Here is a 24686-nt window from a genome sequence, read left to right on the forward strand (position 1 = left end):
AAGGTCATATTATGGCTTGGTGGATAGTTTAACGATTGTTATTAGTGATTAATGATCCGCGGGAAATCTTCCTCATCGCGCAGCGTCAGGACTTCAACACCGTTTGGGGTCACTAATAACGTGTGTTCCCACTGGGCTGAGTTTTTACCATCGGAGGTCGTTACCGTCCAGTTATCGTCACGATCTAGTACTGTGGTGTGACGACCGGCGTTGATCATCGGCTCAATAGTAAAACACATGCCTGGGCGTAAAATGGTGTTGTCGCCATTACGGTAGTGCATCACTTGGGGTTCTTCATGGAAACCCGCGCCAATACCGTGGCCACAATAATCTTGCACGATGGAATATTTCTCAAGGCCTGTTTTGCTGGCTTTGATGAATTTTTCAATAGTATTGCCGATTTCGCCCAGTTTTAACCCTGGACGAACCTTACGAATGGCAAGATATAAACTCTCTTGGGCGATGCGGCACAGACGCTTGTCCTTAGGACTCACTTCACCAATTAAGAACATTTTAGAGGTATCGCCGTGGTAACCATCTTTAATAACAGTGATATCGATGTTGAGAATATCGCCATCCTTTAAAACGCGATCGCTCGGAATTCCGTGGCAAATCACGTTGTTTAACGAAGTACAGATAGATTTTGGAAAACCATGGTAGTTGAGCGGAGCTGAAATCGCGCCTTGCTCTTCGGTATATTTTGCGCAGATATCGTTCAATTCATTAGTGCTGACCCCCACCTTAACATAAGGCGCGATCATTTCTAACACCTGTGCCGCAAGCTTACCCGCTGCGCGCATTTTCTCGATTTCTTCTGCTGTCTTAATGACTATACTCATTGTGTTTTCTCTTGTGTCTTCGATGTCTATTGGCGCCATCAACCCGATGCAAAAATTTGTGCTTTAGGGCTATTTATGGTATAAAGCGCGCCGTTATGTTTAAGTCTTGATGAATTACCCAAGCTCAGCTTTAAACTGCTTTTGGGCGATAGCAAAACTAAAGATGGCGGCCATTATACATGGCAATTTATCTAAATACTAAATCACACACGTGTCGACACATTCTTCGGGGTGCCCTCAGCTGTTAACTGCGGGGTCGAAGACATGGGATACGTGGAGGTCTAACCCCCTAAATTTTAAGGTAATAGAAATGACTACAGTTTCAATGCGCGATATGCTCCAGGCCGGTGTCCACTTCGGTCACCAAACCCGTTACTGGAACCCAAAAATGAAGCCATTCATTTTCGGTGCTCGCAACGGCGTTCACATCATCAACCTTGAGCATACAGTGCCAATGTTCAATGAAGCACTGGCTTTCATCAGCAACGTTGCTTCAAAGAAAGGTAAAGTATTATTCGTTGGTACTAAACGTGCTGCTGGCGAAGCGATCAAAGAAGCTGCAATTTCTTGTGATCAGTACTATGTTGATCACCGTTGGTTAGGCGGTATGCTGACTAACTGGAAAACCGTTCGTCAGTCAATCAAACGTCTGAAAGAACTGGAAAGCCAATCAGTAGACGGTACTTTCGACAAGCTGACCAAAAAAGAAGCGCTGATGCGTACTCGTGAGCTTGAAAAGCTGGAAAAATCTTTAGGCGGTATTAAAAACATGGGCGGCCTGCCAGACGTATTATTCGTTATCGGCGCTGACCACGAGCATATCGCTATTAAAGAAGCTAACAACCTGGGTATCCCTGTTGTTGCAGTTGTTGATACTAACTCTGCGCCAGATGGTGTTAACTACATCGTTCCTGGTAACGACGACGCGATGCGTGCTATTCGCCTGTACACTACTTCTGTTGCTGCAGCAGCTAATGCTGGCCGTGGTCAAGATTTAGCTGTTCAAGCTGAGCAAGACGGTTTCGTAGAAGCCGAATAATAATAAGGCGGGATGAGTTTCATCACCCTTATTAACCAAGATTTTGATTGGTTAACAGGGGCCATTCGGCCCCTGTTTTATATCTGCAAATTAGTCGAATTTTTAGAGAGGATTTAACAATGGCAATTTCTGCTGCCCAAGTTAAAGAACTGCGCGAGCGTACTGGCGCAGGCATGATGGATTGTAAAAAAGCGTTAGAAGAAACCAACGGCGACATGGAGTTAGCAATTGACAACATGCGTAAGTCTGGTGCTGCTAAAGCTGCTAAGAAAGCAGGTAACATTGCTGCTGACGGTACTATCCTGATCAAAAACGGTGAAGGTTTCGCAGTACTGTTAGAAGTAAACTGCCAAACTGACTTCGTTGCTAAAGATGCGAACTTCTTAGGTTTTGCTAACGCTGTTTTAGACGTTGCTGCAGCGTCTAAAGTGACTTTAGAAGACTTAAAAGCCCAATTCGAAGAAGCACGTGTTGCTCTGGTTGCTAAAATCGGTGAAAACATCAACGTTCGTCGCGTTGAGTACATCGACGGCACTCAATTAGCTTCTTACCGTCACGGTGAGCGTATTGGTGTAGTTGTAACGGGTGAAGCGGACGAGGAAACTCTGAAGCACCTAGCTATGCACGTTGCTGCTTCTAAGCCAGAATACGTTAACCCAGAAGACGTTCCAGCTGACGTAGTTGCTCGCGAACAAGCTCTGCAAATCGAAATCTCTATGAATGAAGGCAAACCTGCTGACATCGCAGAGAAAATGGTTGTTGGTCGTATGAAGAAGTTCACAGGTGAGATTTCTCTGACTGGTCAAGCTTACATCATGGAACCAAAGAAAACTGTTGGCGAATTCTTGAAAGAGAAAGGCGCTAAAGTCACTAACTTCATCCGTTTAGAAGTTGGTGAAGGTATTGAGAAGAAAGAAGAAGATTTCGCAGCTGAAGTTGCTGCTCAAATCGCTGCTTCTAAAAAGGCTTAATCGCCAACGCTAAATACCCCCAAGACCGCAGCAATGGCTGCGGTCTTGTTATGACCAGGATATAAAAATTATGAGCACCAATCCAAAACCTGCATTTAGACGCATTCTTCTAAAATTAAGTGGCGAGGCACTGATGGGCGACGAAGGCTTCGGCATCGACCCTAAAGTGTTAGATCGCATGGCTCAAGAAGTGAAAGAGCTGGTAGAGTTAGGCATTCAGGTGGGGGTGGTCATTGGTGGTGGTAATCTATTTCGCGGTGAAGGCTTAGCAAAAGCGGGCATGAATCGTGTGGTGGGCGATCACATGGGTATGCTGGCAACGGTTATGAACGGCTTGGCCATGCGTGATGCCCTGCACCGTGCCTATGTTAATGCTCGTCTGATGTCGGCTATCCCATTAAAAGGGGTGTGCGATGACTACAATTGGGCTGAGGCGATCAGCTTATTAAAATCAGGTCGTGTGGTGATTTTTGCTGCAGGTACTGGTAACCCATTCTGCACTACCGATTCTGCTGCTTGCTTACGCGGCATTGAAATCGAAGCAGAAGTCGTGCTAAAAGGCACTAAAGTTGACGGCGTTTATTCTGACGACCCGATGAAAAATCCAGAAGCAGTGAAGTACGATGAATTAACATACACTGAAGTGCTGGATAAAGAATTAAAAGTAATGGACTTAGCAGCCTTTACGATGGCGCGTGATCATGACATGCCAATCCTAGTATTCAACATGAACAAGCCTGGTGCCCTGCGCCGCGTGGTCATGGGTGAAGAAGAAGGCACAATGATCAAAGCGAAATAAGTTATTCAATGACCAAGAAGGACATTTAACGTGATTGCAGATATTAAAAAAGATGCTCAAGAGCGCATGGGTAAATGCGTTGACGCGACTAAAAATCAAATGGCTAAAGTACGTACTGGTCGTGCACACCCAAGCTTACTGGACTCAATCCAAGTATCTTACTACGGTACTATGACACCGCTTAACCAAGTGGCAAACGTGGGCGTTGAAGATGCGCGTACTTTGTCAGTAACCGTATTTGACCGCAGCGCAATCCAAGCGGTTGAGAAAGCCATCATGAGCTCTGATTTAGGTTTAAACCCTATGTCAGCGGGTGCGACCTTACGTATTCCATTACCTGCGCTGACTGAAGAGCGTCGTAAAGATTTTATCAAAGTAGTACGTGCTGAAGCCGAAGGTGGCCGTGTGGCGATTCGTAACGTACGTCGCGATGCGATTTCTGATGTGAAGAAACTCGAAAAAGCCAAAGAATGTACTGAAGATGATGTCCGTCGCTTTGAAGATGAAGTACAAAAGTTCACCGATGCTCATATCAAGAAGGTCGATGAGATTTTAGCGGCCAAAGAAATTGAGTTGATGGAAGTCTAATCTCAGGCGCTATAAGCTAGAGTTGCTACGCCGTGTAGGGGTATACTACACGGCGTTTGTCTATTTTAAAGGGTTGTATTAGATGTCATCCACAGTGGAATTTGATCCGCAATCTAGGCCGACTGAGGCGGATGTTTGTGCTCAGACAGGCTTACCGGAGGTATTACCCGAACTCGTTAAACAGTCATTACCTAAGCATGTCGCGATTATTATGGATGGTAATGGACGTTGGGCCCAAACCCAGGGCAAACCACGAGTGATGGGGCATAAGGCCGGGGTTAAAGCGGTGAGACGTGCGGTGAGCGCGGCCAGTCAGTTAGGGATACAATCGCTAACGCTATTTGCGTTTTCCAGCGAAAATTGGCGTAGACCCGATAAAGAAGTCAGCTTGTTGATGGAACTGTTTTTTACCGTGCTACAGCGGGAAATTAAGTTACTCGATAAGAACCAAGTCAAATTGAATATCATTGGCGATATCAGCCGTTTTTCTGCGCGTTTACAAAAGCAAATTCGTGCCGCAGAAGAAAAAACTGCAGGCAACAGCGGATTGATATTGAATGTGGCGGCCAATTACGGTGGTCGTTGGGACATACTGCAAGCTGCGCAAAAGTTAGCTGAAAAGGTTGAAACTGGTGAAATGACCAGCAGTCAGTTCACTGAAGAAGCCTTGAGTGAACATTTGTGCATGCAAAATCAGAGTGAAGTTGATTTAATGATCCGTACGGGTGGGGATTACCGGATCAGCAATTTTGTACTCTGGCAGGCAGCCTATGCTGAGTTGGTGTTTTTGGACACCCTTTGGCCTGATTTTGATGAGCAGGCTTTTCATGAAGCGATTGCTACCTTTGCCAGTCGCCAGCGCCGTTTTGGTTTGACCGGAAGTCAAATTGATGAGATGCGCGCATTGTAAAACGTCATGAGGGATTTTTTTTGCTAAAACAACGTATAATAACAGCAATTTGGTTGATTCCATTAGTTTTGGGAGCGATCTATTTACTCCCTGTCGAGTATTTTGCTTGGGCCTTGATTGCCGTGTTTCTGATTGCCGCGAAGGAGTGGGGCAGGATCATCGATAGTCAATGTAATGTCACGCAATGGAGTTTTACTTGCACCGTTGGCATTTTATTGATCGCCCTTAATTTAATTGTTCCCGCCGACACCATTTGGCTTCGGGGGCAAATTCACCCCATCTATTTTGCGGTGGTAACTATAGGTTCCCTTTGGTGGATGATGTCACTGCTGCTTGTGTTGACTTATCCCAAAAGCGCTAAGCTGTGGCAAAAAAATCCGATGCTAAAGTCCATGTTTGGACAATTGACTTTAGTGCCTTGTTTTGTCGCGCTCATTGCCCTTAAATCCATTAGCTCGCAAATATCGCCTTATTACGGTGCATCGTTGGTATTGCTGGTGATGCTGATTGTGTGGGCGGCCGATTCTGGCGCGTATTTTGTGGGGAAAGCCGTCGGCAAGACTAAGTTAATGCCTGCGGTGAGCCCAGCTAAAACCCTTGAAGGTTTGCTCGGTGGTTTAGTCACTACACTAATTGTTGTTGCTGGCGTTATGGTTATTTCTCCAGAGCAAGAGTTGGGCTTGGTCGTGGCGGTAACACTTTTTGTGGCTTTAATTTCTGCCCTTGGGGATTTATCAGAAAGTATGTTTAAGCGCGCCGCGTGCATTAAAGATTCGGGCACGATTTTGCCTGGACATGGCGGCGTACTCGATCGCATCGACAGCCTTACTGCAGCCTTGCCGGTGTTTACCCTAATCTACATTGCATTTTGGATGTGACGCTATGCAAAATATGGTGATTTTGGGTGCGACAGGCTCGATTGGTGCCAGCACCTTAAGTGTGATTTCGGCTAATCCTACAGCCTATCGAGTGTATGCTTTAGTGGCGAATGCGAGCGTTGATAAGATGCTGGCCTTGTGTTTGGCTCATCGCCCTCAGGTTGCCCATATGGTTGACCACAAAGCCGCTTTAGCACTCAAGGCGCAATTACCTGCAGCACTGAATATCCAAGTCACCAGTGGTGAGGATGAGCTTATTGCCTTAGTCACCGCACCAGCGGTTGATACTGTGATGGCGGCAATTGTTGGTGCAGCGGGGTTAGTGCCCACACTGGCGGCGGTGAAGGCAGGTAAGCGGGTATTGCTCGCCAATAAAGAGGCGTTGGTGATGTCCGGCGAGCTGTTTATTGAGGCCACCAAAGCCTCGGGCGCCACCTTGCTGCCGGTCGACAGTGAACACAATGCGATTTTCCAATGCTTGCCTGAAGAAGTGCAGAGCAATTTAGGGCGCTGTGACTTAGCGGCCTCAGGTATTTCCCATATTTTACTGACTGGCTCTGGCGGTCCATTTTTAACTACTGAGCTATCAAATCTTGCGGCAATGACGCCTGCGCAGGCCTGTAAACATCCAAACTGGTCAATGGGACCGAAGATTTCAGTCGACTCCGCCACTATGATGAATAAAGGTTTAGAGTTTATTGAAGCCCGTTGGTTGTTCAACACCCAGAAAGACCAGTTGAAAGTGGTTATTCATCCGCAGAGTGTTATTCACTCGATGGTACAATACCGCGATGGTAGTGTGATTGCGCAGATGGGCAACCCAGACATGCGAACCCCTATCGCCCATTGTTTGTCCTATCCGCAAAGAATTCGCTCCGGTGTTGAACCTTTAGATTTTTTCAAAGTCGGACAGTTAAGCTTTTGTGAGCCAGACTTTAATCGCTTCCCTTGTTTAGCGTTAGCAATAGAGGCTTGCTCCCAAGGTCAAGAGGCGACAACGGTACTTAATGCGGCCAATGAAATCGCCGTGGAGGCGTTTTTACAAGGGCAGATTGGTTTTACCCATATCGCCAAGGTGAATGAAGCCTGTTTATCCTCTGTGCCAAAACGGGCGATGCCCAGCATCGATGATATTATCGCCCTCGATGCACAAGCGCGGATTTATGCCCGCGAACAGTTAGCAAAATTTGCTTAATCCCTCACTCGGTGAGGCTTAAGTGGATTTGACGATGACATAAGGAGTGGAATGTTAGATTTTTTGTGGAACTTAGGTTCGTTTATCGTAGCGCTTGGGCTGTTGATCACTGCCCACGAATACGGCCATTTCTATGTTGCACGCCGCTGTGGTGTGAAGGTTGAACGTTTTTCGATTGGTTTTGGTAAAGCTATTTGGCGCAAAGTCGGTAAAGATGGCACTGAATATGTCGTTGCCATGATCCCGCTGGGTGGCTATGTCAAAATGCTCGATGAGCGTGTTGAAGACGTACCCGATGAGTTAAAGGAGCAAGCCTTTAACCGTAAAAGTGTCTGGCAACGGATTGCTATTGTTGCGGCTGGCCCCATTGCGAACTTTATTTTTGCGATTATCGCATTGTATTTTATGTATTTAATTGGCGTGCCATCGCTAAAACCCGTCATTACCTCAACTATACCTGGCACTGCTGCGGCGCAAATTCAAGTGAATGAGCCAATGCAAGTGACGGCGATTTCTGGTCAATCAGTACGAAATTGGGAAGAAGTCAATTTAGCGCTTGTTGGCCATATTGGTGATGACAGTATAACCGTCTCCCTTGCGCCGCTAAATGGCTTACAGGGTTTAGACACTGATACTCGCACCTATACGTTAGATACCCGTCAATGGCGTTTCGACCCTGAGAAAGAGTCGCCGATCACGGCGCTGGGGTTGGGAGTGTACCGCCCTGCGATTGAGCCACAAATTGCGCTCATCAGCGAAGGCAGTGCGGCGGCTAAGAGTGAACTGAAAGTCGGTGATACCTTGGTTGCCATCAATGGGCAAAATTACACCGATTGGCAAGCTTTTGTTGACATTATTCAACATTCTGCCAATGTGCCAGTGGCGTTAACGGTGCGCCGTAATGGCGAGCAGTTTGCCATCTCAGTGACACCTGCGAGTGTTAAAAATAGTGATGGTAAAGATGTAGGTGTGCTTGGTGTAAGCCCTACTCAGGCACAATGGCCTGAGAATATGCGTCTGCAACTCGAATATGGCCCAATCGATTCTTTTGCTATCGCAGCCGATAAAACATGGCAACTTGTTGCTGTGAGCTTTAAGATGATTGGCAAATTATTTACTGGCGATGTGTCAGTGAAAAACTTAAGTGGACCTATCTCAATCGCACAAGGTGCGGGCAATAGTGCAAACTATGGCTTGGTTTACTTTCTCGGTTTCCTCGCGCTTATCAGTGTCAATTTAGGCATCATTAACCTGTTGCCATTGCCTGTGCTCGATGGGGGACATCTGCTGTATTACTTCGTTGAAGTCATTACAGGTAAGCCTGTGTCTGAAAAGGTACAGGAAATAGGATTCAGATTTGGGGCAGCATTACTGCTGATGTTGATGAGCATTGCGCTCTTCAACGATTTTGCCCGACTCTGAGCAAGGACAGACTAATAATTAGAAGTGCTCTATGAGATTGAATAAACTTTTTGCCTCGATGTTATTCGTCGGTGCGTCGTTTTCAGGGACTGTGTTGGCGAATACTTTCCAACCCTTTGAAGTGACCGACATCCAAGTTGAAGGTTTGCAGCGAGTCGCACTGGGTGCTGCCTTGTTAAGCTTACCTGTGAAAGTGGGTGACACTGTAGATCAGTTAAAACTTCAGCAAGCCATTAAAAGCCTGTATGCATCGACTAACTTTGAAAATATCTCAGTCAGTCATGAAGGCGGCGTGCTTATTGTCAAAGTGACAGAGCGGCCAACCATCAGTGCCGTGACCTTTGAAGGCAACAAAGACATTAAAGATGAGCAGTTACAGGAAAGTCTGGACGGCTCTGGCGTTAAAGTCGGCGAATCCTTAGACCGTACTATGCTGACGGGCATTGAAAAAGGCCTGCAGGATTTCTATTACGGCGTGGGTAAGTATGGTGCTAAAGTCGAAGCGCAAGTCATTAACTTGCCTCGTAACCGCGTCGAATTAAAATTCAAATTTACCGAAGGCTTAGCGGCTGAAATTCGCCAAATTAACGTGGTCGGTAATCATGAGTTCACCGATGCTGAGCTTATCGGCATGTTAGAACTGAAAGATTATGTGGCATGGTGGGATCTGTTTGGTGAGCGCCGCTATCAGAAGCAAAAGCTGCAAGCTGACCTTGAAACGATTAAAACCTATTACCACAATAAGGGTTATATCCGCTTTGAAGTCACCTCGACGCAAGTGGCGATGACCCCTGACCGTAAAGGTTTGTATATCACCATCAACGTCAATGAAGGTGAGAAGTACAAGGTAAAAGACGTTAACCTCACGGGCGATCTGATGGGCCGTGAAGAGTTAATGAAATCGATTCTGCCAATTAAGGCGGGCGATATGTACAACGGTGGTGATGTAACGTTCGCCGAAGAAATGTACAGTAAGTACCTAGGCCGCTTTGGTTACGCTTATCCTGAGGTGAAAACCTACCCAGAAATTGATGATAAAACGAAGGAAGTGACCTTAAACATCAATATCAAACCCGGCAAGCGTGTGTATGTTCGCTCCATCAACTTTACCGGTAACACAGTCACTCAAGACGAAGTGATGCGCCGTGAACTGCGTCAGATGGAAGGTGCTTGGTTAAACTCTGCGCAAGTTGAGCAATCTAAAGCGCGTCTAAACCGTTTGGGCTTCTTTGAAACCGTTGATACTGAAACGATTCAAGTCCCCGGTACTGACGATTTAGTCGATGTGGCCGTTAAGGTGAAAGAACAGCCTTCCGGCTCATTCAACGCCGGCGTGGGTTACGGTACTGAATCAGGTCTAAGCTTGCAGTTTGGTGTGCAGCAAAATAACTTCCTCGGAACGGGTAACCAAGCGGGGGTGAGTTTAAGCACCAACAAGTACTCTAAAAACGTTAACTTATCTTACACCGATCCGTACTGGACCAAAGATGGTGTGAGCTTAGGTGGCAGCGTTTACTGGAACGAGTTTGATGCGAACGAAGCTAACCTTGAACGCTATAAAAACAGCTCCTATGGTGTGGCGTTAAACTCTGGCTTCCCGATTAACGAATACAACCGTATCAACGGCGGTATTGGCTATCGCCATAACACGATTTCGGAAATCTCCGCCTATGAGCAGGCGCTGCGTTTCTATAACATTTACCGTGACGATGATCCAAATGCTGACTTAAGTTTTGATAACTTTGAACTGAGTTTAGGCTGGTATCGCAGTACCTTAAACCGTGGCACCTTCCCAACGGACGGTTCGTCACAGCGTTTAAGCGGTAAAATGACAGTTCCTGGATCAGATCTGCAGTACTTTAAGACTGATTTCGATACCAACTACTATTTCCCCATCAACCGTAGTCAAAGTTTTGTGATCTTAGCTCGCGGTCGTTTAGGTTATGGTAACGGTTATGGTCAATATAATGATAATGACCAAATCCTGCCATTCTGGGAGAACTACTATTCAGGTGGAAGTAGTTCACTGCGTGGCTTTAAATCTAACTCGGTTGGTCCGCGCTCATTCTATCTTTTCCGTGGTAGTGAACCCTGCTCGCCTGATCCATCGGGCGATGGCTGTAGCTTACCGGGCGATCCAAACAAAATTCAGGTCAGTTCTGGTCGTTCAATCGGCGGTAACGCCATTGCAACCGCCAGTTTGGAGTTAATTGTTCCAACGCCATTCTTGGATGAGGCTTATACCAACTCTGTACGTACCAGTTTCTTCGTTGATGCCGGTAACGTATGGGATACTGAGTTCGATTTTGCTAAGTATCAAACGCTGCCAGCGGAAGAGTTTGATAAGTTGCAGGACTACAGTGATCCTGGCCGTATCAGAGCCTCTTGGGGTTTAAGCTTACAGTGGCTATCACCTATGGGGCCAATGGTATTCAGCTTGGCATGGCCGATTAAAGAATACGAAGGCGATCAAACAGAGATCTTCTCGTTCAATATTGGCAAAACTTTTTAAAAGGCATACACTCGGCAGGTTTTGCTGAATATAACAAAGGTAACAAGGAGTCTATTTTGAACAAGATGGTAAACCGTGCCCTGGTGACGTTAGCTTTATTAGGTGCACCTTTAGCGGCGCAAGCAGAAAATATTGCTGTAGTTGATATGGGCGCTGTGTTTGAACAGTTACCTCAACGTGAGCAAATCATGCAATCTCTGAAGTCAGAGTTTGGTGATCGCATGTCTGAGGTTCAGAAAATGCAAGAAGAAATGCGCTCTCTTATGGAGAAGCAGCAACGTGATGGCGCGTTAATGAATGACACGCAAAAAACTGAGCTGGTCCGTAAAATGGAAGCGTTAAAATCTGAATATCAGTTGAAAGGTAAAGCGTTGGATGAAGACTTACGTCGTCGCCAAGGTGAAGAGCAAAACAAACTGTTAGTGAAGGTTCAAAAAGCCATTAACACTATCGCTGAAAAAGAAAAATACGATTTAGTTTTACAGCGTGGTGCCGTCATTTATGTTAAGCCAAACGCTGACATCAGTGGCAAAGTGGTTGAAGCCTTAAGCAAAGGCAAGTAATTAATGAAAAGTGTGACTTTAAAAGAGTTAAGCCTGTTATTAGATGGCGTTGTTCAGGGCGATGAAACCTTAGTGATCAACAGTGTTGCAACGCTTGAACATGCCACATCGGGACAAATCTCTTTTTTAGCCAACAGCAAATACCGTGCTCAGCTTGAATCAACTCAAGCGAGCGCGGTGTTATTGTCGGCTAAAGATGCGCAGGATTATCAAGGTACTGCGTTAGTTGTTAAAGATCCCTATGTGGGGTTTGCCCGTGTGGCACAGCTTTTAGATACCACACCTAAGGCGGCTATGGGTATCCATCCGTCGGCGCAAATCGACCCTTCTGCCCAACTGGGAGAAGGGGTTGCGATTGGTGCAAATGCGGTGATTGGGGCTAATGTTATTCTCGGTGAAAATGTGCAAATTGGCGCGGGCACTGTGATTGGACAAGACTCCATCATAGGTTCTAACACCCGTCTATGGGCCAATGTCACTCTGTATCATAATGTTCACTTAGGCCAAGATTGTATTATTCATTCTGGTGCCATTATTGGCTCTGATGGTTTTGGTTATGCCAATGAGCGTGGACAATGGATTAAGATCCCCCAAACTGGCGGGGTGCGTATTGGTGATAGAGTCGAAATTGGCGCCAATTCAACCATTGATCGCGGTGCATTGGGTCATACAGAGATCCACAATGGAGTGATCATTGACAACCAAGTGCAGGTTGCCCATAACGATATCATTGGGGAAAATACCGCCATCGCCGGCAGTACCACGATAGCGGGCAGTGTGACGATTGGTAAGCATTGTATTATTGGCGGTAACTGCGCGATTGCAGGCCATTTAACGATTGCTGATGGTGTGCATCTTTCTGGCGCGACCAACGTTACCGGCAATATGCGTGAGCCGGGTTTATATTCATCTGCGACAGTTGCGATGGATAATAACTTGTGGCGTAAAAACACAGTTCGGTTCCGTCAATTGGACGAACTGTTCCAGCGCGTGAAGGCGCTCGAAAAGAATTTAAATACACCAGAGTAATTGCTTTAGGCAATTTTGAGGAACTAGGTTCGTGTCTAATCAAATGAACACTATGGATATTACGGAGATCCTTAAGTATCTTCCCCATAGATATCCATTCCTATTAATCGATCGCGTACTGGATTTCACCCCAGGTGAGAGTCTCCATGCGATTAAAAACGTGACGATTAATGAGCCCTTCTTCCAAGGGCATTTCCCGATCCAGCCTGTGATGCCTGGCGTGCTGATTTTAGAAGCCATGGCACAGGCAACTGGTTTACTTGCTTTTAAGACCATGAGCGACGATGTGCCACCTCCTGGTGTGTTGTATTATTTTGCGGGTATCGATAATGCGCGTTTTAGACGTGTGGTTGAACCTGGTGATCAAATCCATTTTGAAGTTAAAATGATTAAAGAGCGCCGCGGGATTGGCGTTTTCTATGGTGAGGCCAAAGTGGATGGTGAAGTGGTTTGTTCCGCTGAAATCATGTGTGCCCGCAGAGAGATTAATCAGTGATAGATACATTAGCGTTTGTGCATCCAGATGCAAAAATTGGTAAAAACGTCACCATAGGTCCATGGAGTTATGTGGGCGCGGGTGTCGAAATTGGCGACGATTGTTGGTTAAGCTCCCACGTGGTGGTGAAGGGGCCAACCGTGATAGGTAAAGGCAACCGTATTTTCCAATTCGCCTCAGTGGGTGAAGAATGCCAAGACAAAAAATACGCAGGTGAGCCAACACGCCTTATCATTGGCGATAACAACGTTATCCGTGAGCATGTCACCATTCACCGTGGTACGGTTCAAGACAATAGCGAAACCCGCATAGGTTCCAACAACCTGTTTATGAACTATGTGCATATTGCCCACGACTGTGTGGTGGGGAATAACGTGATTATGGCTAACAATGCGTCTATCGCAGGCCATGTGCATGTGGGTGACTGGGCGATTCTTGGCGGCATGACAGGCGTGCATCAATTTGTGCATATTGGTGCCCATGCTTTTACTGCCGGTTGCTCGTTATTGCTACAGGATGTGCCACCTTTTGTGATGGCTGCGGGTCAGCCCGCGATTCCTCGTGGCTTAAACAGCGAGGGCATGAAGCGCCGTGGTTTTTCTAAGGAAAGTCAATTAGCCGTGCGCCGCGCCTATAAAACCTTATATCGCAGCAGCCTGACCGTTGAAGAAGCGGTTGAGGCACTTGCCGAAGATGCGCAAAATGATGCGCAAGTTAAGTTGCTCGTTGAGTTTGTCAAATCTTCGGGTCGCGGCATTATTCGTTAGCGGCATTATGGGTTAAGAGTTACGACTCTACACTATGCCATTCATAGGCACTGCTCGTTAATTCTGCTTTAGAAAATGCCATGGCAGAGATTCGCTGCGGTGCCATTAACTTGTCAGATATGATTGGTTTATGAGCAAAAAATCTCAATTAGTGTTTGCAATGGTCGCCGGAGAACTCTCCGGCGATATTTTAGGTGCGGGGTTAATGGCCGCGCTGCAAAAAACACACCCCAATGCTCGTTTTGTCGGTATTGGTGGACCCCGAATGGAAGCCTTAGGCTTCGAATCCCTGTTTGCGATGGAAGAGTTAGCCGTGATGGGGATTGTTGAAGTGCTATCGCGCTTGCCGCGGTTACTTCATGTGCGATCATCCCTGATTAAGTCCATCACCGAACTTAAGCCCGATTGCTTTATCGGTATCGATGCACCGGATTTTAATATCGGATTAGAGCTCAAGCTAAAAGCGCAGGGTATAAAAACGGTACATTATGTTAGCCCTTCGGTATGGGCGTGGCGGCCTAAGCGTATTTTTAAAATCGCCAAGGCAACCAATATGGTGCTGTCGTTATTGCCCTTCGAGAAAGCCTTTTATGACAAGCATCAAGTGCCTTGTACCTTTGTAGGCCATACCTTGGCCGATGATATTCCGCTCGAAAGCGATAAGGCCAGCGCGCGTCAACTGCTTGAGTTGGATCCCGAGGTGGAATATTTAGCCATTTTACCGGGTTCGCGCGGTGGCGAGTTAAAGCAACTCGCCGAGCCGTTTGTTAAGGCGGCATTGCTTATTAAACAGCAATTTCCTGATATTCGCTTTGTGACGCCCTTAGTGAACCAAAAGCGCCGTGAGCAGTTTGAACAAGCCTTAAAAGATCACGCACCAGATCTGGAAATCCATATGGTAGAAGGTAAGTCACGTGAAGTGATGGCCGCCGCTGATGGTATTTTACTCGCATCGGGTACGGCGACCTTAGAAGCGATGTTAATCAAACGTCCGATGGTGGTGGCGTATCGCGTCAGTCCACTCACCTATAGTATTGCCAAGCGTATGATGCAGGTGAATCGTTTTTCCTTGCCGAATCTATTAGCAGGACGCGATGTGGTGCCGGAACTGATTCAACACGATTGCACGCCCGAGAAGATTGCTGCCGCAGTTGGTGTTGAACTTAACCGAGACTTTGCGCCGATTAAGGCCGAATTTGAGCGTTTACATCAAGTGCTGCGTTGTGATGCCAGCCAAAAAGCCGCAGAGGCGGTGTTAGCACTCGTCGATTTTAAGGAAGTGAATTAATGGCGGTATTTAAGACGCTGACTGACGCAGATATCGCCATGTTCTCAACCAGTTTGGTGGCCGGGGTGGATGAAGTTGGCCGCGGCCCCCTCGTTGGCGATGTGGTTACAGCAGCGGTGATCCTCGATCCTAATCGACCTATTTTGGGCTTAAATGACTCTAAAAAGCTCAGCGAGAAGCGCCGCGAGGCATTATTCGATGAGATTTGTGAAAAAGCCTTAAGCTTTCATGTGGGGCGGGCAAGTCCTGCGGAAATTGATGATCTGAATATCCTGCATGCCACAATGCTGGCGATGCAGCGCGCGGTGGCAGGGCTTGCGCGTGCGCCCGAGTTAGTTTTAGTCGATGGTAATCGCAGTCCAGCGTTTAACCATGCGGGACAAAGGCTTTCCAGCCATAGCATAGTCAAGGGTGATGGCCTGATTGCCAGCATTAGTGCGGCATCGATTATTGCTAAAGTGACCCGCGATCGGGAGATGGACGTCCTTGATGCAGCCTATCCTCAATATGGTTTTGCCAAGCATAAAGGCTATCCCACAAAGGCGCATTTTGAGGCCATCGCCGAGCATGGCGTGTTCGACCAGTACCGTAAAAGTTTCAAACCCGTCAAGGCATTACTGGAGCGTTAACACCAATTGCGTGTTTTCATTTCAGCTTGAGTGCAAAGTCACTAGCCCAAGGGCGGTGACTTTGTTAGTCTGCTTTTTAGTGATTGTTAACCTGCTATTCAAAGATAATTCTAACTATGTCCGATCCTCGTTTTGTGCATCTGCGTGTCCACAGTGACTTTTCTATGTCCGATGGTGTGGCTAAGGTCAAGCCGATCCTTGCTCAAGTTGAAGCGAAAGGAATGGCGGCGGTGGCTTTGACGGATCAAAACAACCTCTGTGGTTTAGTCAAGTTTTACGGCGGTTGCCACGGTGCGGGGATCAAACCGATTATTGGCGCGGACTTTTGGATGCAAGTGCCAGGCTTTGAGGATGAATTTTGTGCTGTCACCATTATCGCAATGGATAATGAAGGCTATCAAAACCTCACTCAAATCATCAGCCAAGCCTATTTACGTGGTCAAGTTCAAGGGCGTGTAGTGATTGACCAAGAGTGGTTGATCACTTACAACCCAGGCATTTTGCTACTGTCTGGCGGCAAAGAAGGGGACATAGGTAAAGCGCTGTTAAAAGGCAACAATACCCAAGTCGAGTCGTTATGCGAGTTTTATCAGCAGTATTTCGAAGGACGTTATTTCCTCGAATTATTGCGCACGGGGCGCCCCGATGAGGAACGTTACCTGCATATGGCGGTGGGATTAGCGCAGGAAAAGGGCATTCCGGTGGTAGCCACCAATCAGGTGGTGTTTTTAAAGCCTGAGGACTTTGAGGCCCATGAAATCCGGGTCGCTATTCATGATGGTTTTACGCTTGCTGATCCGCGCCGTCCTAAAAAGTACAGTGAACAGCAGTACCTTCGCAGTGAAGATGAAATGTGCGAGCTGTTTGCCGATATTCCCGCAGCCCTTGCCAATACCGTTGAAATTGCTAAACGCTGTAACGTCACCATTCGTTTAAACGAATACTTTTTACCCAATTTCCCTACCGGCGACATGTCGATTGAAGATTTTCTGGTTGATTGCTCGAAAAAGGGGCTTGAAGAACGTTTAGCATTTTTATTCCCCGATCCGGCTGTGCGCGCCGAGCGCCGCGGTGAATATGATGAGCGTCTCGATGTGGAGCTCAAGGTGATTAACCAGATGGGCTTTCCTGGTTACTTCTTGATCGTGATGGAGTTTATCCAGTGGGGCAAGGACAATGGTATTCCTGTCGGCCCGGGCCGTGGTTCGGGTGCAGGATCGCTTGTCGCCTACGCCCTTAAAATTACCGACTTAGACCCACTCGAATTCGACCTGCTGTTCGAACGTTTCTTGAACCCAGAGCGGGTGTCGATGCCCGATTTTGACGTCGACTTCTGTATGGACAGACGCGATGAGGTGATTGATCACGTGGCCGAACTCTACGGCCGTGAAGCGGTATCGCAAATTATCACCTTCGGAACGATGGCGGCAAAAGCGGTTATCCGTGACGTGGGCCGGGTGCTCGGTCATCCCTACGGCTTTGTGGATCGTATTTCAAAGCTTATCCCACCAGAGCCTGGGATGACACTGGCCAAAGCCTTTGAAGTGGAGCCTGCGCTGCAGGAATCCTACGATGCCGATGAGGATGTCAAAGATCTTATCGACATGTGTCGTAAACTTGAGGGCGTCACCCGAAACGCGGGTAAACACGCGGGGGGCGTGGTGATTGCACCCACCAAGATCACCGACTTTTCGCCGCTGTATTGTGATGCTGAAGGTAAAAACCCCGTCACTCAGTTTGATAAAAACGATGTGGAAACTGCAGGGTTAGTAAAATTCGACTTCTTAGGGTTAAGAACGCTCACCATTGTCGACTGGGCACTGGATATGATCAACAAGGTGGAGGTTAAAAATGGCCGTCCACCGGTGCGGATTGAGGCGATTCCCCTAGATGACCCTGCGTCGTTCCGCTTGCTACAACGTTATGAAACCACCGCGGTATTCCAGCTCGAATCCCGCGGCATGAAGGACTTGATTAAACGCCTGCAGCCTGACTGTTTCGAAGATATGATCGCTCTGGTGGCACTTTTCCGCCCAGGGCCGCTGCAATCGGGCATGGTGGATAACTTTATCGAGCGTAAGCATGGCCGTGAAGAGGTGTCTTACCCCGATTCCCAATACCAGCATGAATCCTTAAAGGAACTACTCTCGCCCACCTACGGCATTATTTTGTATCAAGAGCAGGTGATGCAGATTGCACAGGTGTTATCGGGTTATACCTTGGGCGGTGCTGACATGCTGCGCCGTGCTATGGGTAAGAAAAAACCTGAGGAGATGGCTAAGCAGCGGAGTATTTTTAAAGAGGGCGCGATTAAAAACGGTGTCGACGGTGAGCTGTCGATGAAAATCTTCGACCTCGTGGAAAAGTTCGCTGGTTACGGTTTTAACAAATCCCACTCCGCAGCCTATGCGTTAGTTTCCTATCAAACCCTGTGGTTGAAGACCCATTATCCTTCGCAATTTATGGCTGCGGTAATGTCGGCCGATATGGATAACACCGATAAAATTGTGACCTTAGTGGATGAGTGTGAGCGGATGGGACTCACCATTATTCCGCCGGATGTGAATAAGGGCTTATTTAAATTTACCGTCGATGATGATCTACGTATCGTTTACGGCATCGGCGCCATCAAGGGCGTGGGTGAGGGGCCGGTTGAGTCGATTTTAGAGGCGCGTAAAGATGGTCCCTTTAAAGATTTATTCGACTTTTGTGCCCGTATTGATCTTAAAAAGCTTAACAAGCGGGTGATTGAAAAGCTTATTTGCGCCGGCGCCTTAGATGCGCTTGGGCCACACCGCGCTTCGATGATAGCAACCTTGCCTGAGGCTATTAGCGCCGCAGATCAGCACGCTAAGGCCGAGGCCATTGGCCAGCACGATATGTTTGGTCTGCTAAATAGCGATCCCGAGGACAGCAAGCAGCAGTTTGTTGAATGTACTCCGTGGCCGGATAAAATTTGGCTCGAAGGTGAGCGCGAAACCTTAGGCTTGTATTTAACAGGTCACCCCATTAATCAATATCTTAAAGAGCTTAAGCATTATACTTCTGGTCGGCTCAAGGATGTGCATCCAACTGATCGCGGTAAAACCGTGAAGGCGGCGGGGTTAGTGGTGGCAACCCGCGTGATGCTCACCAAACGCGGCTCGAAAATGGGCTTGCTGACCTTAGATGACAAGAGCGCACGGCTTGAGGTGATGCTATTTACCGAAGCCTTTGAGAAGTTTAATCACCTGCTTGAAAAGGATCGGATCCTTATCTGCGAAGGTGAAGTGAGTTTCGATGATTTTGCCGGTGGTAACCGGATGACGGCGCGCAATATTATCGATATCAGTGAGGCGCGTAGCCACTTTGCCAGTGCATTGGAGATTGATTTAGAGGCATCGCAGTTGACTCCGACTATGCTCGATAGCATCGAGCAGGCAATAAGTCCATGGCGTAATGGCGCTGTGCCAGTACTGATTAACTACAGTCAAGCTCAGGCCAAGGGGCAGTTTAGATTGGCTGAAGCCTGGCGAGTTAATCCAAGTGATGAGCTGGTCTTTGCCTTGGAAAGTTTACTTGGCCCCCATAAAGTGCGGATTGTATTTCCATAGTCAATATCAACCTTAAGTCGATCTAATTAGGTTTTTTAGTGGGGAAGGGTATGGCTGCGCAGGATTTAAGTGTACATATAGCGCGATGGTTAGATAGCTTGTCTCTCCAAGCAGGCAGCAAGTTAGTCCTCGCTTACAGTGGCGGAGTTGATTCCGAAGTGCTCGCCTGCGGCTTAAGTGAATATGCTAAACAGCGTCCGGATTTACGCTATCAATTGATTTATGTACACCATGGCTTGAGCCCTAATGCCGATAATTGGGCCAAGCATTGCAAAACTCGCGCCGCCATTTATGGTTTACCTGTGACGGTAGAACGGGTGCAGCTTGTGCTTGGTCCTCGGGTGAGTGTCGAGGCCGAGGCACGAAAAGCGCGTTATCAGGCGATTTTAGCGCATCTTAATCCACAGGATGTGTTGTTGACCGCCCACCACGAGGATGATCAACTTGAGACCATTCTACTCGCTCTCAAACGTGGTCAAGGTCCAAAAGGATTAGCCGCCATGGGGCACATTCAGCCACTCTCATTAGCAGGCAAAGGATCGTGCTTACAAGTGCGTCCTTTGCTCGATATTAGCCGCGAGACGATTGAAGCTTTCGCTCAAACGCGACAGCTAGTGCATATCGAAGATGAGAGTAATCAAGATGATAAGTACGATCGTAACTTTCTTCGTCTTGAGATTATTCCACGCCTAAAAGCGCGCTGGCCAAGTATTGCCACCACCGCCAGCCGCAGTGCCCAGCTTTGTGCCGAGCAGCAAGCCATAGTAGAAACTGAGGTAAGTGAGCGTTTACCTAAGCTGTTAGCTAAGGCGGCTGTTACTGAGCAAACTGTACTCAAGCTGACTGAATTGGCTGCGCAACCGATTGAATGGCAAGGGATACTGCTGCGGGGCTTTATTGAGTCCCAAGGGTTTGGTTTGCCTTCCTATATACAGCTACAGCAAATCCTGCAGCAGTTAATGTATGCAAAAGACGATGCCAAAGTGCAGATCCAGATTGGTGACTGTGTACTTCGCCGCTTTGCTGGCAGACTCTATGTCGATAATGTAACGAAGAGTTTCACTGATAATATGGCTGGGCGAGAGGATTGTCGGGAAAGAACACCTGCCATTTATCAGATAACCGATCTGAACCTGCATCAACATTTACTGGCGTTTTTAAGACTATCCCAGCCAATCACTGTGCAACCCATCCCACCATTGGCGTTGGTGCAGCATGGCACTAGGCTGCGTTTACCCAAAGTGGATGAAGTGGTGAGTCTAGGTTATGGATTGCCGGGGCAGTTTCGGTGTCAGCCACATTTTCGTGATAAGGGACGTGAGCTGAAAAAGTTATGGCAGGAATGCGCAGTGCCGCCTTGGTTACGTGCTGATGTGGGATTCGTGTTCTACAACGATAAACTGGTGATGGCCTTTGGACTTTGGGTTGAAAAGGCATTTTGCGTCCAAGGAGATGAACTGGGATTAAGTTATTTAATTGCTAAGCCATAAGTGGCGATGTTTTTGTCTCTATCGAGGTTTAATGCTATTAGATATGTTTTGCCAAAAAAGAGCATCCATGCACGATTAAGACAGTTGAGTTTGGCTTAGCTTGTAGCAATTTCGACCAGACGCTTTGGCTTGATACAAGGTTTTATCCGCCTGTTCATAAAGTTGTTCAGCTTCCATTGTTTCACTCGCTTCTGCAGCACCTAAGCTGCAGCTCACACCAAACTGATGAAAACTGGCATGGGTGTTAGTGGCAGATACGATACGTTCGCACAGTAATCCTGCGGCATGAATATTCCCTTGGACTATCACCACAAATTCGTCCCCACCAATCCGAAAAGCCTGATCGGTACTGCGGATGCTGCTACGGATAATGTCACCAAACTCCTTCAGAATATAATCCCCACACTTGTGACCATATTTATCATTTAGCTTTTTAAAATTATCTAAATCCAACACGATAAGCGAAACGTTGCCCTGTTTTCTTTGTGCCCTAGCCACCGCATTTTTAAGACTTTGTGAGTAATAGTGGCGATTGCCTAGCCCAGTTAACGCATCAAACATCGCTTGCATGGACATTTCTTGGTACTGCATAGCATTCAGTAATGGCTGTAACAACAGTGGCTCGATTTCTTGCAAGCAGAGACTCTGTGATGGTGTCAGCGGCGTTAACAGTTGATACTGCAATGTCAGTGGTGTACCGCCACAAATGATCTGCCGTTTAAGGCTAATGCCATAACGTTTGCCCCAGCTTAATTTATATTGCTCAGATTGCAGACGAACACCTTGAATAGGCAGATGTTGTCCCAGCACTTTGCCGTAGCAGGCAAAGACTGTCCGTGGGTCTAAAGTGGCGTGAAGTTGCTGGATCACTTGCACGAGATCCACTGGAGAGGATGTCGGGCTGTATGCGTCGGTTTGATAGTTATATTCATCTGGATATAACGTGGTCACTAAGCCAAAGTCCATGATGATTACCCCAGCAAATTAAATGGTGATAAAAATTGTTACCTTGTTTAAGCAATATGTGTGCCGGAATATTTACTAATTAAATTTGTCTTTATATGTCACTCAGTTAAGCTTAAAGCTCTGCGGTTTATTTTTTAACATGCCAGTAATTTGACAGGAGATAGTGCATCTATGGAACATGGTTTCTTGATCCAAATTCTGTTGATGTTAGTCATTGCCATCATCGCGATTGCCCTACTTCGGCGCATCGGTTTGCCTGCTATTTTGGCGTATTTGTTAACCGGTGTACTCAGTGGGCCGAGTGGCTTTCATTGGTTCACTCAGCAGCAAATGCAGTCCGTCGCCGAACTTGGGGTGGTGCTGTTGATGTTCACTTTAGGACTAGAGTTTTCGGTGCCGCGCCTATGGGCGATGCGCAGAACCGTATTTGGTTTAGGTAGCGCACAGGTGCTCGTTAGCACAGTGTTGGCTATGCTGGTGGCGTTAGCCTGTGGGTTGAATTGGCGTGAATCCCTTGTCATCGGTGCAGCAATAGCACTCTCATCCACCGCGATTGTCCTTAAGTTACTCAATGAATTAGATTGGCTCAGGCGTCGCCATGGTGAACTTTCAGTTAGTGTGCTGTTATTCCAAGATTTAGCCGTTGTCCCGCTGCTGATTTTGCTGCCATTACTTGGGCAGAGTGATGAGCCCTTGGTTTTGGCGTCCATAGCGTGGGCCTTGCTTAAGGGCATTCTTGCCTTCTTTTTCTTGATGGCTTTGGGCAAGTGGGCTTTACCAAGGCTTTTTGATGAGGTCGCAAGGTCGCGCTCGAATGAACTCTTTGTACTTTCGACGCTGGTCGTTGCCTTGGTGACGGGGGCATTTACTCAGTGGTTAGGATTATCGATGGCCTTGGGCGCATTTATGGCGGGGATGTTACTCGGTGAGAGTCAATATCGTCGCCAGCTAGAGGCGGATATCCGTCCCTTTCGTGATTTGTTAATGGGGTTGTTTTTTATCTCTATCGGCATGATGCTGGATTTTGCGCTTGTGATTCAGTTTTGGTGGCAAATTTTATTAATCCTGCTCGCTGTTGTGTTCGGCAAGGCACTTATCATCCACGGACTATTACGTTTGGTGGGCGAGCCCTTTCGGATTGCGATTAGCACAGCCTTAAGCTTGGCGCAGGTGGGGGAGTTTAGTTTTGTAGTGCTCGCCCTTGCCGTAAGTTATGGGCTATTGAGTAATGAGACCAGTACTATGCTGGTGATGGTGGCGATATTATCGATGAGTATCGCCCCTTGGTTGGTCCGCCACTGTATGGATATTGCAAAGTGGCTATTGGGGATCCGCCAGTCTGGACATGTGGAGGATGTTGTTCCCGTGATAACCGACGACCATGATTTGGTTGTGATTTTAGGATATGGACGCGTAGGGCAAACCATTGCACGTTTTTTAAAGACTGAAGCCGTGCCTTATTTGGTGCTCGATCTTGATCCCACAAGGGTTTATGAGGCGCGCCGTGCGGGGGAGCCGATTTACTTTGGCGATGTGTGTAAGCGGGCCATTCTAAAACAAATTGGCATTAAGCGTGCGAAAATGATTGTCATCACCTTTTGTGAGTCCCGTAGTGTCGAAGAAGCTTTATCGCTGTGTCGACAATTGGCGCCCGAAGCTAACATTTTGGTCCGAACCCGTGATGACAGCGAGCTAGAACTGTTGCAAAAGGCGGGGGCTAACCAAGTCATTCCTGAAACCTTAGAGGGAAGTTTGATGTTAGTTTCGCAGGTGCTGCATCAGTGTGGTGTACCATTGGCGCGGATCCTTAAACGTTTGGAGTCAGAGCGGCGCAATCATTATCAGTTTTTACATGGTTTTTTTTCGGGCACCGAGACGGATTTCACCTTAGAGTCCTTGCATGCCGTGCTGTTACACCGCGGCGCAGACGCTGTTGGTAAGCAGGTAGCGGATATCGATTGGGAGTTGCTGCGGGTAGAACTGAGGGCGATACGACGCAGTGGTCAGGAAATTGAACATCCTGCATCTGATTGGGTTTTTCGAGCGGGGGATATTCTGTTGATCGTCGGTAAGCCAAGAAGATTAGAAAAAGCGGAAGCGAAACTACTGCAGGGCTAGTTAGTGATACTAAAATATAAAGCAATTAAATAAACCACATAAATAAAAATGCCGACGCTGAGTCGGCATTTTTGTCTGTGAACTTGTTGTCAATCAAATCCCTTGCGGGAGTTTAATTACAGAACAACTACGTTCGCAGCTTGAGGGCCTTTTTGGCCTTGTTCGACTTCGTAAGAAACCTTTTGACCTTCAGCAAGGGTTTTAAAGCCATCAGATACGATTGCGCGGAAGTGAACGAATGCGTCAGCGCCACCGTTATCAGGGGAAATAAAACCAAAACCTTTGTCTTCGTTAAACCATTTTACTACGCCAGTAGTTTTAGACATGAATGTCTCCAAATTTTTCAAAAAAATAATTCGCAATAATGCGGAAACTTAGCCAGAAATAGAATTATTTACATTGATGATAAGTTATGAGTGGAAAGCTTCATGACAGTAAAAAATTACCGGGTGCAGCGAAGGTTTTCAAAAACATAATATTGCTTATAAATAGGTCTGACTCACAGGCCAAGACGCAGAATAGCATACTTCCACTTTTTGTATAGCTTTATTTTGGATAAGGGTATTTTTAATTGGCTGTTTCAAAAGAATTATT

Annotated in this window: 21 protein-coding genes; 18 read left to right on the top strand and 3 right to left on the bottom strand. The window is 47.1% G+C overall.

Annotation, left to right across the window (positions count from 1 at the left end; genetic code table 11):
- Positions 1–41: 41 nt before the first annotated feature.
- Positions 42–839 carry a type I methionyl aminopeptidase gene (gene map, locus H9J30_RS07510; protein WP_240130453.1) on the bottom strand — a complete coding sequence of 266 codons (798 nt, stop codon included), beginning with the start codon at positions 837–839 and terminating at the stop codon, positions 42–44.
- A gap of 310 nt (positions 840–1149) precedes the next feature.
- Between map and rpsB the strand changes: the two genes are divergently transcribed.
- The 17 genes from rpsB (at position 1150) to tilS (ending at position 21008) form a co-directional block, all read left to right on the top strand.
- Positions 1150–1878 (top strand): 30S ribosomal protein S2, encoded by a 729-nt coding sequence (rpsB, locus tag H9J30_RS07515; protein ID WP_011071784.1) that lies wholly within the window; start codon positions 1150–1152, stop codon positions 1876–1878.
- Between the two features lie 119 nt (positions 1879–1997).
- Positions 1998–2849 carry a translation elongation factor Ts gene (gene tsf, locus H9J30_RS07520; RefSeq protein ID WP_240130454.1) on the top strand — a complete coding sequence of 284 codons (852 nt, stop codon included), beginning with the start codon at positions 1998–2000 and terminating at the stop codon, positions 2847–2849.
- Positions 2850–2919: 70 nt separating this feature from the next.
- On the top strand, positions 2920–3648 hold the full coding sequence (gene pyrH / locus H9J30_RS07525; protein ID WP_011071786.1) for a UMP kinase: 729 nt from the start codon (positions 2920–2922) through the stop codon (positions 3646–3648).
- Positions 3649–3678: 30 nt separating this feature from the next.
- Positions 3679–4236 (top strand): ribosome recycling factor, encoded by a 558-nt coding sequence (gene frr / locus H9J30_RS07530; RefSeq protein WP_011071787.1) that lies wholly within the window; start codon positions 3679–3681, stop codon positions 4234–4236.
- A gap of 82 nt (positions 4237–4318) precedes the next feature.
- Entirely contained in the window at positions 4319–5146 is an 828-nt protein-coding gene (gene uppS / locus H9J30_RS07535; RefSeq protein ID WP_240130455.1) for a polyprenyl diphosphate synthase, read from the top strand.
- Positions 5147–5166: 20 nt separating this feature from the next.
- Complete coding sequence (locus H9J30_RS07540) at positions 5167–6024, top strand: phosphatidate cytidylyltransferase (protein ID WP_240130456.1); 858 nt, start codon at positions 5167–5169, stop codon at positions 6022–6024.
- A gap of 4 nt (positions 6025–6028) precedes the next feature.
- Positions 6029–7219 (top strand): 1-deoxy-D-xylulose-5-phosphate reductoisomerase, encoded by a 1191-nt coding sequence (gene ispC, locus H9J30_RS07545; RefSeq protein WP_240130457.1) that lies wholly within the window; start codon positions 6029–6031, stop codon positions 7217–7219.
- 51 nt (positions 7220–7270) lie between these two features.
- A complete protein-coding gene (rseP, locus tag H9J30_RS07550; protein ID WP_240130458.1) occupies positions 7271–8641 on the top strand; it encodes a sigma E protease regulator RseP in 1371 nt (456 codons plus the stop codon).
- A gap of 31 nt (positions 8642–8672) precedes the next feature.
- Entirely contained in the window at positions 8673–11153 is a 2481-nt protein-coding gene (bamA, locus tag H9J30_RS07555) for an outer membrane protein assembly factor BamA (RefSeq protein ID WP_240130459.1), read from the top strand.
- 65 nt (positions 11154–11218) lie between these two features.
- Complete coding sequence (locus tag H9J30_RS07560) at positions 11219–11716, top strand: OmpH family outer membrane protein (RefSeq protein WP_037416754.1); 498 nt, start codon at positions 11219–11221, stop codon at positions 11714–11716.
- Between the two features lie 3 nt (positions 11717–11719).
- Positions 11720–12745 (top strand): UDP-3-O-(3-hydroxymyristoyl)glucosamine N-acyltransferase, encoded by a 1026-nt coding sequence (gene lpxD, locus H9J30_RS07565; RefSeq protein WP_240130460.1) that lies wholly within the window; start codon positions 11720–11722, stop codon positions 12743–12745.
- 31 nt (positions 12746–12776) lie between these two features.
- Entirely contained in the window at positions 12777–13241 is a 465-nt protein-coding gene (gene fabZ / locus H9J30_RS07570) for a 3-hydroxyacyl-ACP dehydratase FabZ (RefSeq protein ID WP_011071795.1), read from the top strand.
- On the top strand, positions 13238–14008 hold the full coding sequence (lpxA, locus tag H9J30_RS07575) for an acyl-ACP--UDP-N-acetylglucosamine O-acyltransferase (protein WP_011071796.1): 771 nt from the start codon (positions 13238–13240) through the stop codon (positions 14006–14008). The genes fabZ and lpxA overlap by 4 nt, the downstream gene beginning before the upstream one ends.
- Positions 14009–14138: 130 nt before the next feature.
- The gene (lpxB, locus tag H9J30_RS07580; RefSeq protein WP_240130461.1) at positions 14139–15296 is read left to right on the top strand and encodes a lipid-A-disaccharide synthase; all 1158 of its coding nucleotides are present in this window, start codon (positions 14139–14141) and stop codon (positions 15294–15296) included.
- Positions 15296–15925 carry a ribonuclease HII gene (gene rnhB / locus H9J30_RS07585; protein ID WP_240130462.1) on the top strand — a complete coding sequence of 210 codons (630 nt, stop codon included), beginning with the start codon at positions 15296–15298 and terminating at the stop codon, positions 15923–15925. The genes lpxB and rnhB overlap by 1 nt, the downstream gene beginning before the upstream one ends.
- Positions 15926–16041: 116 nt before the next feature.
- A complete protein-coding gene (dnaE, locus tag H9J30_RS07590; protein ID WP_240130463.1) occupies positions 16042–19518 on the top strand; it encodes a DNA polymerase III subunit alpha in 3477 nt (1158 codons plus the stop codon).
- A 50-nt stretch (positions 19519–19568) separates the two neighbouring features.
- Positions 19569–21008 (top strand): tRNA lysidine(34) synthetase TilS, encoded by a 1440-nt coding sequence (gene tilS, locus H9J30_RS07595; RefSeq protein ID WP_240130631.1) that lies wholly within the window; start codon positions 19569–19571, stop codon positions 21006–21008.
- A gap of 75 nt (positions 21009–21083) precedes the next feature.
- Here the strand turns inward: tilS and dgcS are convergent, their stop codons facing one another.
- Entirely contained in the window at positions 21084–21974 is an 891-nt protein-coding gene (gene dgcS / locus H9J30_RS07600; RefSeq protein WP_240130464.1) for a diguanylate cyclase DgcS, read from the bottom strand.
- Positions 21975–22145: 171 nt separating this feature from the next.
- Here dgcS and H9J30_RS07605 point away from each other — a divergent pair, with 171 nt between their 5' ends.
- Entirely contained in the window at positions 22146–24092 is a 1947-nt protein-coding gene (locus H9J30_RS07605) for a monovalent cation:proton antiporter family protein (protein WP_240130465.1), read from the top strand.
- Positions 24093–24208: 116 nt separating this feature from the next.
- Here H9J30_RS07605 and cspE read toward each other — a convergent pair whose 3' ends face one another.
- Entirely contained in the window at positions 24209–24418 is a 210-nt protein-coding gene (gene cspE / locus H9J30_RS07610) for a transcription antiterminator/RNA stability regulator CspE (protein WP_011071803.1), read from the bottom strand.
- Positions 24419–24686 lie beyond the last annotated feature (268 nt).

Origin of the sequence: Shewanella cutis (genome assembly GCF_022410515.1) — a bacterium.
GTDB classification, from domain to species: domain Bacteria; phylum Pseudomonadota; class Gammaproteobacteria; order Enterobacterales; family Shewanellaceae; genus Shewanella; species Shewanella cutis.

What these genes read in the sequence shown, in the direction of transcription:
- tsf (WP_240130454.1), top strand. Translation starts at nt 1,998, where the DNA reads ATGGCAATTTCTGCTGCCCAAGTTAAAGAACTGCGCGAGCGTACTGGC.
- map (WP_240130453.1), bottom strand. Translation starts at nt 839, where the DNA reads ATGAGTATAGTCATTAAGACAGCAGAAGAAATCGAGAAAATGCGCGCA.
- bamA (WP_240130459.1), top strand. Translation starts at nt 8,673, where the DNA reads ATGAGATTGAATAAACTTTTTGCCTCGATGTTATTCGTCGGTGCGTCG.
- uppS (WP_240130455.1), top strand. Translation starts at nt 4,319, where the DNA reads ATGTCATCCACAGTGGAATTTGATCCGCAATCTAGGCCGACTGAGGCG.
- pyrH (WP_011071786.1), top strand. Translation starts at nt 2,920, where the DNA reads ATGAGCACCAATCCAAAACCTGCATTTAGACGCATTCTTCTAAAATTA.
- lpxB (WP_240130461.1), top strand. Translation starts at nt 14,139, where the DNA reads ATGAGCAAAAAATCTCAATTAGTGTTTGCAATGGTCGCCGGAGAACTC.
- tilS (WP_240130631.1), top strand. Translation starts at nt 19,569, where the DNA reads ATGGCTGCGCAGGATTTAAGTGTACATATAGCGCGATGGTTAGATAGC.
- dgcS (WP_240130464.1), bottom strand. Translation starts at nt 21,974, where the DNA reads ATGGACTTTGGCTTAGTGACCACGTTATATCCAGATGAATATAACTAT.
- H9J30_RS07560 (WP_037416754.1), top strand. Translation starts at nt 11,219, where the DNA reads ATGGTAAACCGTGCCCTGGTGACGTTAGCTTTATTAGGTGCACCTTTA.
- rnhB (WP_240130462.1), top strand. Translation starts at nt 15,296, where the DNA reads ATGGCGGTATTTAAGACGCTGACTGACGCAGATATCGCCATGTTCTCA.
- H9J30_RS07605 (WP_240130465.1), top strand. Translation starts at nt 22,146, where the DNA reads ATGGAACATGGTTTCTTGATCCAAATTCTGTTGATGTTAGTCATTGCC.
- cspE (WP_011071803.1), bottom strand. Translation starts at nt 24,418, where the DNA reads ATGTCTAAAACTACTGGCGTAGTAAAATGGTTTAACGAAGACAAAGGT.
- lpxD (WP_240130460.1), top strand. Translation starts at nt 11,720, where the DNA reads ATGAAAAGTGTGACTTTAAAAGAGTTAAGCCTGTTATTAGATGGCGTT.
- rpsB (WP_011071784.1), top strand. Translation starts at nt 1,150, where the DNA reads ATGACTACAGTTTCAATGCGCGATATGCTCCAGGCCGGTGTCCACTTC.
- ispC (WP_240130457.1), top strand. Translation starts at nt 6,029, where the DNA reads ATGCAAAATATGGTGATTTTGGGTGCGACAGGCTCGATTGGTGCCAGC.
- dnaE (WP_240130463.1), top strand. Translation starts at nt 16,042, where the DNA reads ATGTCCGATCCTCGTTTTGTGCATCTGCGTGTCCACAGTGACTTTTCT.
- rseP (WP_240130458.1), top strand. Translation starts at nt 7,271, where the DNA reads ATGTTAGATTTTTTGTGGAACTTAGGTTCGTTTATCGTAGCGCTTGGG.